At 64.7% G+C, this 11,904-nt stretch carries 14 protein-coding genes and 1 riboswitch; of the genes, 9 read left to right on the top strand and 5 right to left on the bottom strand.

The genetic code is table 11. The annotated features are described in order from the left end of the window. Positions 1–6: 6 nt before the first annotated feature. The 5 genes from ACIP1G_RS26210 to ACIP1G_RS26190 all read right to left on the bottom strand — a co-directional run bounded on the left by ACIP1G_RS26210 (position 7) and on the right by ACIP1G_RS26190 (position 3,943). Entirely contained in the window at positions 7–267 is a 261-nt protein-coding gene (locus ACIP1G_RS26210) for a DUF1652 domain-containing protein (protein ID WP_063914185.1), read from the bottom strand. A gap of 186 nt (positions 268–453) precedes the next feature. Further along, on the bottom strand, positions 454–1,380 hold the full coding sequence (locus tag ACIP1G_RS26205) for a DNA-3-methyladenine glycosylase family protein (RefSeq protein WP_400742261.1): 927 nt from the start codon (positions 1,378–1,380) through the stop codon (positions 454–456). Positions 1,381–1,435: 55 nt separating this feature from the next. After that, entirely contained in the window at positions 1,436–2,323 is an 888-nt protein-coding gene (locus tag ACIP1G_RS26200; protein ID WP_400742259.1) for a pirin family protein, read from the bottom strand. A 96-nt stretch (positions 2,324–2,419) separates the two neighbouring features. Then, positions 2,420–3,292: an alpha/beta fold hydrolase gene (locus ACIP1G_RS26195; RefSeq protein ID WP_400742257.1), complete on the bottom strand. Its 873-nt coding sequence runs from the start codon at positions 3,290–3,292 to the stop codon at positions 2,420–2,422. Between the two features lie 21 nt (positions 3,293–3,313). After that, positions 3,314–3,943 carry a LysE family translocator gene (locus ACIP1G_RS26190; protein ID WP_201204020.1) on the bottom strand — a complete coding sequence of 210 codons (630 nt, stop codon included), beginning with the start codon at positions 3,941–3,943 and terminating at the stop codon, positions 3,314–3,316. Between the two features lie 123 nt (positions 3,944–4,066). Here ACIP1G_RS26190 and ACIP1G_RS26185 point away from each other — a divergent pair, with 123 nt between their 5' ends. The 9 genes from ACIP1G_RS26185 (at position 4,067) to ACIP1G_RS26145 (ending at position 11,896) form a co-directional block, all read left to right on the top strand. Further along, positions 4,067–4,546, top strand: coding sequence for a GNAT family N-acetyltransferase (locus ACIP1G_RS26185; RefSeq protein WP_400742254.1), 480 nt, complete (start codon positions 4,067–4,069; stop codon positions 4,544–4,546). Between the two features lie 140 nt (positions 4,547–4,686). Further along, the gene (locus ACIP1G_RS26180) at positions 4,687–5,577 is read left to right on the top strand and encodes a LysR family transcriptional regulator (RefSeq protein ID WP_400742251.1); all 891 of its coding nucleotides are present in this window, start codon (positions 4,687–4,689) and stop codon (positions 5,575–5,577) included. Between the two features lie 299 nt (positions 5,578–5,876). Then, positions 5,877–7,013 carry an acyl-CoA dehydrogenase family protein gene (locus tag ACIP1G_RS26175; protein WP_400742248.1) on the top strand — a complete coding sequence of 379 codons (1,137 nt, stop codon included), beginning with the start codon at positions 5,877–5,879 and terminating at the stop codon, positions 7,011–7,013. Continuing rightward, entirely contained in the window at positions 7,010–7,954 is a 945-nt protein-coding gene (locus ACIP1G_RS26170; RefSeq protein ID WP_400742245.1) for a D-isomer specific 2-hydroxyacid dehydrogenase family protein, read from the top strand. The genes ACIP1G_RS26175 and ACIP1G_RS26170 overlap by 4 nt, the downstream gene beginning before the upstream one ends. A gap of 23 nt (positions 7,955–7,977) precedes the next feature. Further along, positions 7,978–8,772 carry a class II aldolase/adducin family protein gene (locus ACIP1G_RS26165; RefSeq protein ID WP_400742243.1) on the top strand — a complete coding sequence of 265 codons (795 nt, stop codon included), beginning with the start codon at positions 7,978–7,980 and terminating at the stop codon, positions 8,770–8,772. A 273-nt stretch (positions 8,773–9,045) separates the two neighbouring features. Then, a complete protein-coding gene (locus tag ACIP1G_RS26160; protein ID WP_400742240.1) occupies positions 9,046–10,146 on the top strand; it encodes an LLM class flavin-dependent oxidoreductase in 1,101 nt (366 codons plus the stop codon). Between the two features lie 161 nt (positions 10,147–10,307). Further along, positions 10,308–10,533: riboswitch (cobalamin riboswitch) on the top strand. Positions 10,534–10,625: 92 nt separating this feature from the next. Continuing rightward, positions 10,626–10,814 carry a CbtB domain-containing protein gene (locus ACIP1G_RS26155; protein WP_201207055.1) on the top strand — a complete coding sequence of 63 codons (189 nt, stop codon included), beginning with the start codon at positions 10,626–10,628 and terminating at the stop codon, positions 10,812–10,814. Between the two features lie 9 nt (positions 10,815–10,823). Further along, positions 10,824–11,510 carry a CbtA family protein gene (locus tag ACIP1G_RS26150; RefSeq protein ID WP_400742237.1) on the top strand — a complete coding sequence of 229 codons (687 nt, stop codon included), beginning with the start codon at positions 10,824–10,826 and terminating at the stop codon, positions 11,508–11,510. After that, a complete protein-coding gene (locus tag ACIP1G_RS26145) occupies positions 11,510–11,896 on the top strand; it encodes a cobalamin biosynthesis protein (RefSeq protein ID WP_400742234.1) in 387 nt (128 codons plus the stop codon). Before ACIP1G_RS26150 ends, ACIP1G_RS26145 begins: the two co-directional genes overlap by 1 nt. The last annotated feature ends 8 nt before the right edge of the window (positions 11,897–11,904 follow it).

Here is an 11,904-nt window from a genome sequence, read left to right as displayed (position 1 = left end):
GCGCGCTCAGGCGATGGCCTTGAGTGGCGCTGGGTGGCTGTCGCGCAGCGCATGCAGCTGCCCCACCAGGTTGACCAGGTCACGGCAACTGTTAAGGCTTTGCAGCGGGACCCCGCTCAGGGTAACGCCTTCATCGAGACTCTGGCCCTGGCCGAGGCGGATGGTCAGGTTGGCGCCGTCCGGGCAGCTGACTTCACAGCGATCAGGCAGGCAGGCCTGCTCGATCATCTGCCGCATCTCTAGCATCGAAACTCCAATCAACGACATGGTACGACCCTCTCTGTGGGATGGCCTGTTGTGTGGAAGTACGCCTTTGTGGGGCGGGGCGCCAATTGATATTGCGCATGCCCAGGCAGGCGTCCATGCGCCGGGGCAATAATCATGCGGGGAATCCTCTAGCACCTTAGTGGAAGATTGCCAGCAAGGGCCGAGTGTTCGAATGCAATGGCAAACTTAACGACGAGTGGTCCCGGCCGGCCCCAGTGATGCCCACAGGTGCTGCGCCGCATAGGCCCGCCACGGCCGCCAGGCCAACGCCCGTTCGGCCAGTTGCGCTTCATCGCCTTCCAGCAGGCGCAACGCCTTGATCAACGCCACATCGCCCAACGGCAAGGCATCGGCCGCGCCGGCCTGGCGCAGCGCCAGATACTGCGCGCTCCACGGCCCAATGCCCTTTAGCCGGCACAGGTTGCGAAGCAAGTCGTCCAGCACTTGCCCGCTGCGCAACAGCCCGGGCTCGGCCAGCAACGCATTGGCCAGGGTGCCGAGGGTGGTGGCGCGGGCGCGCGGCATGCCCATGTTTTCGAACTGCGCCGCCACCAATACCGGCAGCGCCGGGAACACATGGCTCAAGCCTGGTGCGGGCAAGCGCAGGGGCACGCCGTGACGTTGCACCAGGCGGCCGGCCAGGGTCATGGCCCCGGCCACGCTGATCTGCTGGCCCAATACGGTACGCATGGCTTGCTCGCAGGCGTCCCAGCCTTGTGGCACGCGCAGGCCTGGGCGTTGCATGAGCAGGTTGGCCATCAGTGGGTCGCGGGACAGTTCGGCGCTGATGCGTGCGGGGTCGGCGTCTAGGTCGAAGACGCGCCTTAGCCTGGCGATCAGGGCGGGAAGCATTGCTGAGGGAACGCCCTCAAGGTGGACACGCAATTGGTTGCGCAATGGCGTGGCGTGCAGGACGGCGTGGTGGCCTGCGACGATCAACGTGCGACGGTAGATGCCGTCGGCGCAGGTTTCGATGCCGGGGATGCAGCGGGCGGCGAGGAAGGCCAAGGTCGAGGGCCAGTGGTAGGGGGCGCGGTAGCGCAGCCACAGGGTATGGTGGCTGGGGTTTGATAAAGACCGGCGCACGCCGTGCTGGAGGGTGAGCTTGGGCATGGATGCATCATGCCAGCAAATGAATGGCCGGGTCAGGCCATTCAATCAACCAGGATCAGTGCGCAGCTCCGCCTCGCTCATCCTGCATCTGCCCAAACCGCCCGGCATGGAAATCGTCGAACGACTCGGCAATCTCTGCCTGGCTGTTCATCACGAACGGGCCATAGCCAACGATGGGTTCATCGATTGGCTCACCGCTAAGCAGCAGCACACTGGCACCTTCCAGCGCTTCGACCATTACATCCTCGCCACCCTGGTCAAGCAGCACCAGGCTTGACGGGCCGGCTTCGCGCTCGCCGTTGATCCGCACATTACCGCGCAGCACCACCAGCGCCGCGTTGCGCCCGGCGGCCACCGGCAGCTGCAAGGCTGCGCCGGCATTTAGCCGCAGGTCCCACACATCCATGGCCGTAAAGGTTCGCGCCGGCCCTTGGTGCCCACGGAAGTCACCCGCGATCACCCGCAGGCTACCGACATCTGCGTCCAGCGCCACCACCGGGATATCGTTGGCCAGCAACGTCTGATAGCCGGCCGCTGCACGCTTGTCCCGCGCCGGCAGGTTGACCCACAACTGCACCATCTCCAGCGTACCGCCACTGCGGGCAAAGCCTGGGGAATGGAACTCTTCATGAATGATGCCGTTGGCGGCCGTCATCCACTGCACGTCACCTGGGCCGATCAAGCCACCTGCACCGGTAGAGTCACGGTGCTCCAGCTCGCCCTGGTAGACGATGGTCACCGTCTCGAAGCCGCGGTGCGGGTGCTGGCCAACGCCGCGCCGCGCATTGGTCGGGGTGAAGTCATGCGGGCCAGCGTAGTCCAGCAGCAGGAACGGGCTGATCTTGCTGGCCAGGTTGTCGTAGGTGAACAGGCTGCGCACCGGGAAACCATCACCTACCCAGTGGGCGTGAGGGCTGCGGTGAATACCCAGAATCTTTTTCATGAGAAGGCTCCTCTCTCGGTTGAGATAACCTTATCAATGATGCCAATCTGGCGGTAGCCAGCTAAATTGGCCTACATCGTTCCACAAATGGAACAATCAGCCCTGCAAGAAACCGAGCACCTGCTCGGCTGCCATGGCCGGGTCTTCCTGCATGAAGCAGTGCCCACCCGCGACCTGCTGCGCGCTCACATTACGGTTGAGCGCTACCAGGCGGTTCACCGAGCGTGGCACGAAGGGGTAGGTATGCTCACCATACAGCACCCGCGTCGGCGTGCTGATGGCGGCAAGGCTGGCCCACATGCGCTTGGGGAACGAGCTGAAGATTTCCACCTCGCGGCTGGGCCGGCACTTGAGCACCACGGCTTCGCCACAATCGCCGATGGCATGCTCGACATAGGCCTGCAACGCCGCGTCGGTCCAGCCTTTGAAGATGCCACGGCCTTGCAGCGAAGCCAGCGCCGTTTCGCGGTCAGGCCAATGGCTACGACGGCTGGCGGCCTTGCGCGCCAAGGCATGGCGCTGATGCAGGCCGACCAGTGCCGCCGCCCCCATCATGCCGAGCATACGCCGGCTGAAAAGCACCGGGTCGAGCAACACGGCACGCGCGAACAACTGCGGCTCACTGGCCAGGATCAGCCCGGTGAGCACGCCACCGAAGCTGTGCCCCACGGCAAACCGTGGCACGTCGCCGTACTCCTCACGCCCGGCCTGAAAGGCCTCCACGGCCAGGGCGGCGTTACGGTTCCAGCCGCGAAACACTCCACCATGGTCGCTGTCGCCATGCCCCTGGACATCGCAGAGCCACAAGTCGAAATGCTCACCCAGGCGCATCAGCAATGGCTGGTAAGCCAGGCAGCAGAAGCCATTGCCGTGCAAGAAGTGCAGCAGCGGCTTGCCACTGGCCGGGGTTCGCCAGCCACGTAGGGTGAAGCCTTCGGCACATTCGTGGGACCAGGGAATCAACTGCATGGGTTTGCCGTACTCGCGGGGCTAGGAAAACGCCGATTCTACAAACAGCAGCGGGTACAGTGAAATCACCAGCAGCAAGGCCATCAGGACATTGAACAGCATCAGCCAGCGCGGGTTCTGCAACAGGTTGCGCAGGGCGCTGCCAAACATCACCCAAACACCGACGCTGGGCAGGTTGACCAAGGCGAACAAGGCAGCGATGACGATCACATTGGTTACATAGCCTTGCGCCGGCGTGTAGGTGGTAATCGCCCCTACCGCCATCACCCAGGCCTTGGGGTTGACCCACTGGAACGCTGCCGCGCCCCAGAAGCCCAGCGGTTTGCGCGCGCTGGACGAGGCCGTGCCGACCGGCCCGGAGGTGGCGATCTTCCACGCCAGGTACAGCAAGTACGCCGCGCCGGTATAGCGCAGCACCGTGTACAGCGGCGGCCAGGCCTTGAACACCTCGCCCAGCCCCAGGCCGACGGCCAGCACCATCACCATGAAGCCACAGCTGATACCCAAGGCGTGAGGGATCGAGCGGCGTACGCCGAAGTTCACCCCCGAGGCCAGCAACATAGTGTTGTTGGGCCCCGGGGTGATGGAGGACACGAAGGCGAACAGCACGAAGGCGGTCAGCAGGTCGGCAGAGGCAAGCATGGCGGGCATTCCACATTCTTTATAGGTGCTGTCACACTAACGGAGTCGCCCTCTCCTGCGACCGGTACAGTTCTATTAAATTATGTAGATACACCTCACTGTACCGTTACCCTGGATCAAGGAAGCCGTCCCATGAGCCTCACCATTCGCCCTGCCGTTCGCACCGATGCCGAGCAGATCCTGGCCTTCATCACCGAACTGGCCGAATACGAGCGCGCCCGCCACGAAGTGGTTGCCACTCTTGCCGACATCGAGCACAGCCTGTTCGACGAAGGCAGCACGGTGCACAGCCTGATGTGCGAGCGCGATGGCCGGGCAATCGGTTTTGCCGTGTACTTCTACAGCTACTCGACCTGGCTGGGGCGCAATGGCATCTACCTGGAAGACCTGTACGTGACGCCCGAGCAACGCGGTGACGGCGCCGGGCGGCAGTTGCTGCAGCACATTGCCCGCGAGGCGGTGGCGAACAACTGCGGGCGGCTGGAATGGAGTGTGCTGGACTGGAACGAACCGGCAATCGGCTTCTATGAGAAGCTGGGGGCCGAGGCGCAGGATGAGTGGGTGCGTTACCGGTTGGATGGGGAGAAGCTGGCGGCGTTTGCCCGGGGGTGATTGGGCAAGTTTGAGTTACCCGGGGCTGCTTCGCAGCCCATCGCGACGCAACGCCGCTCCCACAGGTGCTGTGACAATTCGGGTTATCGGGATTATGCTCTCAAGGTATGTCCCACCGCCCCACTATGTGAGCGCCGTATATGAAAATTGATGACATGGACGCCTTCGTGGCGGTCATCCGTTGCCAGTCGACCAACCTCGCCGCCGAAGCCCTGCAGTTGACCCAACCGGCCATCACCCGCCGGGTGCAGAACTTCGAGGAAGACCTGGGCGCCACCCTGCTCGACCGCAACACCAAGCCCCTTAAGCCGACCCCCATGGGCCTGCGTGTATACGAGCAGTGCAAGGCGATCCTGCGCGAGATCGACTCGTTGCGCGAGCTGGTGGCCAACGACGGCGCCCCGTCTGGCACCCTGCGCCTGGGCGTACCGCAAACCTTGGGTGATGTGGTGCTGCTCGATGCGCTGGCGCAAATCCGCGAAACCTACCCCGACCTGCGCACCCAGGTTACCAGCGGCTGGGGCAGCAGCCTGATCGCGCGTATGGAAAACGGCGAGCTCGACGCCGCCGCCGCGCTGTTCCCGCCGGGCAAGATCTTCCCCGAAGGCATCGCCAGCCAGTCGCTCGCACGCATGCCGCTACGGGTGGTGGTGGCCAAGGGCAGCGCCGGCAAGCGCAACCTCAAGCTCAAGGATTGCTACACCCGCGGCTGGGTGCTCAACCCTGATGGCTGCGGCTTTCGCGCTGGGTTGCAGCGCGCCCTCAGCGAACAGGGGTTGAGCCTGTCGATCAATCTGGAGACCTTTGGTACCGAGCTGCAATTGGGGCTGGTGGCCAATGGGCAGGGGCTTGGCTTGGTACCTGAGCCATTGCTGCAGAACAGCCGTCATCGGGATGCGCTGGACGTGGTCAACGTGACGGACTTCAAGCCGCAGGTGGATTTGTGGCTGTTCCATCCGCGCTATCTGGGTAACCTGCAGGAGCCGGTGGAGTTGTTTGGCCGGGTGGCTGGGCAGCAGCTTTGCGGTTGAGCTGAGATTGCCGGGGGCGCTCTGCGCCCTTGTGGGAGCGGGCTTGTCCCGCGATCACCGGCAGAGCCGGTGCAATCCACCGCGTTGCCTGCTTCGCGGGACCAGCCCGCTCCCACAAGGACCTCTGTTGATGCACGACAGCGCAACCCGGCCACCACGAAAAAATACCTCATCCGCATAAAAATATTAATCTTAAATTCAAAAAAGTAATAATTAGCATAGAACAAAAAAGACTTTTACAGTCATCATCCATACGAATACGGTCTTAGAAACCCACCGTGTTCCAGGGATGAATACCCATGAGTCAACCCCCTTCCGCCAGCGCGCTTGCCGAACTCACCCAGGCCCTTGCCGCCAACGCTGAACGCTACGACCGCAATGGCCAGTTCCCCGCCGACAACTTCAACCTGCTGCACCGCCACGGCCTGCTGGGCCTAACCGTGCCCCGCCCCTTGGGTGGCGGCGGTGCCGACCTGGCCAGTGCACGCCGGGTAGTCGCCGCCGTCGGCAAGGGTTGCCCGTCCACCGCACTGATTCTGGTGATGCAGTACCTACAGCACTTCCGCCTGCAGGACGAAGCCCGCTGGCCCGAGCACCTGCGCCTGCAGGTAGCCCGCGATGCCGTGGCCAACGGCGCACTGATCAACGCCTTTCGCGTCGAGCCAGCGCTGGGCACCCCTGCCCGCGGCGGCCTGCCAGCCACCGTCGCCCGGCGCACCACCGCGGGCTGGCGGTTGTCCGGGCGAAAGATCTACTCCACCGGCAGCCATGGCCTGACCTGGTACCTGGTGTGGGCCCGCAGCGATGACCAGGACCCATTGGTGGGCGGCTTCCTGGTGCACAAGGACACGCCCGGCATCCGCATCGTCGAAGACTGGGACCACCTGGGGATGCGCGCTACCTGCAGCCATGAAGTGCAGTTCGATGAGGTGCTGATCCCGTTGGACCATGCTGTCAGCGTCAGCCCGGCCAGCGCGCCACGCCCCGAACTGGACAGCACTGGCCTGCTGTGGATGGCGGTGTTGCTACCCGCGCTTTACGACGGCGTAGCCCAGGCCGCACGCGACTGGCTGGTGCAGTTCCTCAACCAGCGCGCGCCTTCCAACCTAGGTGCACCACTGGCCAGCCTGGCACGCTTCCAGGAGGTGGTCGGGCGTATCGATACCTTGCTGTTCGCCAACCAGGGCTTGCTGGACGCCGCCGTGACCGGGCAGGTCGACCCGCGCCATGCCGGGCAGCTCAAGCACCTGGTCAGCCGCAATGCCATCCAGGCCGTGGAGCTGGCCATAGAGGCCGCCGGCAACCCCGGCCTGTCGCGGCGCAACCCGCTGGAGCGGCATTACCGCGATGTGCTGTGCAGCCGCATCCACACCCCGCAGGACGATGTGGTGCTCGGCCAGGTCGGCCGCGCAGCCCTGGCGGAGGTGGCAGCATGAGCCACTCGATCATCGCCAGCCAGCTGGACGCCCAGGCCAACCAGTACCTGCGTGAACAATTGCCCGACCACGAGGTGGTCGATATCGCCCCCAGCCAGTTGCAACTGGACACCCCTGCCGACGTGTTCATCCTGCGCCCGGTCAACGTGCGCGGTAACCGCGTGGACACCCCGCCAGCCGGCTGGCCGTGGTCGTTGCGCTGGGTGCAGGTGGTGTCCTCGGGCATCGACTTCTACCCCGCCTGGGTGTTCCAGGGCCCGCCAGTCACCAGTGGCCGTGGTGCCAATGCCGAACAGGTGGCCGAATTCGCCCTGGCCCTGGTGTTCGCCGCCGCCAAACAACTGCCAGGCCTGTGGGTCAAGGACGCCGATTGGCGCCTGACCCCACTGGCGCCGGTGCGTGGCCGTACCCTGGGCATCTTCGGTTTCGGCAGCATCGGCCAGAGCCTGGCACGCAAGGCGACGGCCTTGGGCATGTCGGTGCTTGCGCTGAACCGCCCCGGCCAGGCGATTGCCGAGGTGCCAGGCGTGCAACGCGTCGACAACCTGCAGCAGCTGTTTGCCGGCAGCGACCACCTGGTCATCGCCGCCCCGCTCACCCCCGCCACGCGTGGCCTGATCGATCGCCAGGTACTGGCCCAGGCAAAGCCCGGGCTGCACCTGATCAATATCGCCCGCGGCGGGTTGCTGGACCAGGACGCCCTGCTCGAAGCCCTGGACAGCGGCCTGATCGGCCGCGCCAGCCTCGATGTCACCGAGCCGGAGCCATTGCCAGCGGGCCACCCGCTGTACCACCACCCACGCGTGTTCCTGTCGCCGCACACCTCGGCGATTTCCGAGGACGGCTACCCGGCCCTGCTTGAAGCGTTTCTCGACAACTTCGCCCGTTACCGCGAACAGGCACCGCTGCACAACCTGGTCGACACCCAACGCGGCTACTGAACCCACACCTTTTGGAGAACACCATGACTGCACTGTCTGTCGTCACCCCGCAGGAAAACAGCGTACGCCAACGCGTCAGCGCCGAAGAATGGGAGGTGCGGGTAAAACTGGCTGCGGCTTACCGTCTGGCCGCCCTGTTCCGTTGGACCGACCACATCTACACGCACTTCTCGGCCCGCGTGCCGGGGCCTGACGAGCACTTCCTGATCAACGCCTTCGGCCTGCTGTTCGACGAGATCACCGCGTCCAACCTGGTGAAGGTGGACGTGGACGGCACGATTATCGACGACCCGCTGGGGCTGGGTATCAACCAGGCAGGCTATGTGATTCACAGCGCCATCCACCGAGCACGGCCCGACCTCAAGGCGGTGCTGCACACCCACACCCGTGACGGCGCAGCGGTGTCGGCGCAGCGTGATGGCCTGCTGCCGATCTCCCAGCACGCACTGGCCTACTACAGCCGCGTGGTCTACCACGACTACGAGGGCGTCGCACTGGACCTGGACGAGCAACAGCGGCTGGTGGCCAACCTGGGCGACAGCAACATCCTGATCCTGCGCAATCATGGCCTGTTGACGGGAGGCATCAGTGTCGAACATGCGTTCCGTGAACTGCACGGGCTGGAGCGCGCCTGCAATATCCAGGTGGCGGCGCAGGCCGGGGGCAATGACCAGTTGCTGCACGCGGCGCCAGCGGCGATTGCCAAGGTACATGAGCAGTCGAAGCGGTTTTCCGATGGGCTGGGGGAAGGCATTCAGCGGCACTGGGATGCATTGATCCGGCAGCTGGATCGGGAGGGGCTGGATTACCGGGACTGACTAGCCGCCACCTATTACCTGTGCTGGCGCCTATATTTAAAATGCATTTTATTAATTTTAAATATAGATTTAATTCCCTTAAAACATAATTAGCATAGATCCAAAAAGCCTTTCACAACCCCACCCACCCCACGCTATGGTCTACCCATCAAGACCGACCCCACACCTGGCGGAGGCCGTTTACCACAGCCCCGCCAGGCAGCCCACCCCCTGCATCACGCAGCGCTCCTGTCGCGGCCCGACTCGCCACTCAACAGCACAGGAGCTTCACCCATGAGCCTCGAATTCATCGGCCTCATCGGCCCGCAGGAAAGCAGCGAATCCCAGGCGCCACGCGGCCCGCTGGTGGATCTGGAGTTCATCAAGGCCTTCTCCCAGGCCCAGGAATACGGCGGCTTCGACAAGGCGCTGCTGGCGGTCAACACCAGCGCGCCGGATTCGCTGATCCTGGCCAGCTACGTGGCCGCCCTCACCGAGCGCATCGGCCTGCTGGTAGCCCATCGACCGGGCTTTCAGGCCCCGACCTTCGCCGCCCGCCAGTTTGCCACCCTGGACCAGCTGAGCCGTGGGCGGGCCTCGATCAACGTCATCACCGGCGGTGACAGCGGCGACTTGCAGCGCGATGGCGACTTCCTCGACAAGGATGCCCGTTATGCCCGCACCGACGAGTACCTGCAGGTACTGCGCGACACCTGGACCCGTCACGAACCGTTCGACCACCAGGGCACTCACTACCGCATCGAAGACAACCTGACCCTGGTCAAGCCGGTGCAGCACTTGCCGATCTACTTCTCTGGCGCTTCCGACGCGGCGGTCGAGGTGGCTGCCAAGCACGCCGATGTCTACATGATGTGGGGCGAACCGCTGGAGCAGGTACGCGAGCGCATCGCCAAGGTGCGCAAGGCAGCGGCACGCTATGGGCGCGAAAAGCACATCCGCTTCAGCCTGTCGCTGCGGCCGATCCTGGGGGCCACCGAGGCCGAAGCCTGGGGCCGCGCCGAACGCATACTGGCCGACGCCCAGGAACGTATTGGCATTCGTCAGGGCAACCGCCGCGAGAAAAACTTTGGCAAGAGCAACGCCGGTTCCGAGCGCCTGGTGCAACTGGCCAGCCAGCGCAAGGTGCATGACACCCGTCTGTGGACAGAGATTGCGGCACTGGGTGGCGGTGCGGGCAACTCCACTTCGTTGGTGGGCACCGCAGACCAGGTGGCCGAGTCGGTGCTGGCCTACTACGAACTGGGGGTGACCACCTTCCTGTTCCGCGGTTTTGACCAGCTGCTTGATGCGGTTGAGTACGGACAAGCGCTGATCCCGCGTATTCGCGTGCTGGTTGACCAGCATGAGGCCGGCCGCAGCGCGCGCACGGCATAGATCTCTCTACCTGCCGCACTGGCCTCTTCGCGGGCGCGCCCGCTCCCACAGGGATATCGCAAATCATAGGTTCAGCGGCACACCTGTGGGAGCGGGCAAGCCCGCGAAGGGCCGCAAAGCGGCCCAATATGGCGATTGACGCCAAGCCCGCCCCATGCTCTCCTTATGCCTCACGTTCAGGTGCCCCCAATGGGGGTGAAACGGGAAACCGGTGCGTCGCAGGCCCTTCAATCAGGGCCGGACAAGGCCGGTGCTGCCCCCGCAACGGTAAGCGAGCGAAACGTCTATACCACTGTGCCCGATAGTTCGGCATGGGAAGGTGACGCTTTCCAGGAGCCCAGCTCCTCCTCGCAAGCCCGGAGACCGGCCTGGCGTTCATGAACACCCCGCGGTGGGCGGGCGCTGTTGCATTCCCCTGGGCGTACACGCTCGGGGCTGCCGCGCTTGCCCATTGCCCACAAAAAGCAGAGGAACGCGTCATGCCCGTCACCAGCACCAAGCCACACAGCCTTGCCACCCCTGTTACCCTCAGCCAGCGCGTAGTCATCGCCGTCGGCGCCAGCCTGCTGGGCTTGTGCCTGGTGTACTTCGCCGGTTTCTCGCACATCGAGGCCGTACACAACGCCGCCCACGACACCCGTCACAGCGCCGCCTTCCCCTGCCACTGAGTACGCCCGATGATCACGCGCATTGCCCGTACCGCGGGCTTCAGCGGGCTGCTGGCTGCCCTGCTGCTGACCTTGCTGCAAAGCTTCTGGGTCGCCCCATTGATCCTTGAGGCAGAAACCTACGAGTCCTCCGCCCCGGCCGCACACCACGAGCACGGCAGTGAAGTGCCTGCCCATGAACACAGCGCCGAAGCCTGGTCGCCCGAAGACGGCTGGCAACGCGTGCTGTCCACTACCGGTGGCAACCTGGTGGTCGCGGTCGGCTTCGCCCTGATCCTCGCCGCCCTGTACAGCCTGCGCGAGCCACAGCGCGCCGGCACTGGCGCATGGTGGGGGCTGGCCGGCTTTGCCGTGTTCTGCCTGGCCCCAACCCTGGGCCTGCCACCCGAACTGCCAGGCACTGCGGCTGCCGACCTGGGGCAACGCCAGGCCTGGTGGATCGGCACAGCCAGTGCCACCGCCCTCGGCCTGGCCTTGCTGGTGTTCGCCCGCCACTGGCTGCTGAAGGCGCTGGGTGCCGTGCTGCTGGTCATTCCCCATGTAATCGGCGCACCGCAACCCGAGGTGCACGAAAGCCTGGCCCCTGAAGCCCTGGAAACCCAGTTCAAAGTGGCCTCCTGGCTGACCAACGCCGCCTTCTGGCTGGCCTTGGGCCTGCTCAGCGCATGGCTGTTCCGCCGCTCCAGCCAGGCCTGATGCCGGTTTTTTACGCCGGTTTCGGCTGCCGCCGGGGTTGCCCGGCGGATACCCTGCAAACCTTGCTGCACCAGGCGCTGGGCAACCAGGGCCTGGCGTTGGCTGATCTACGCGGCATCGCCAGCATCAGCCTGAAGGCCGACGAGCCCGGCTTGCAGCAGTTGGCCGAGCGCCTCGGTTTGCCCTTGGTGCTGTACCATAGCGCGCAACTGCAACCCTACGAACCGTTGCTCAGCCACCGCTCTGCCGCAGCCCATGCCCACAGCGGCTGCTGGGGCGTGGCCGAAAGCGCTGCCCTGGCCCTGGCCTGCCAGCAGCTTGGTACGGCCCGCTTGCTGCTGACGCGCCAGGTAATGGGCCCGGCCACCCTCGCGCTGGCCTGCTGAACGTTTCG

It is taken from the genome of Pseudomonas sp. NPDC089392 (assembly GCF_044749595.1).
Classification (GTDB): Bacteria; Pseudomonadota; Gammaproteobacteria; order Pseudomonadales; family Pseudomonadaceae; genus Aquipseudomonas.
This window is presented reverse-complemented; position numbering and strand designations above follow the sequence as displayed.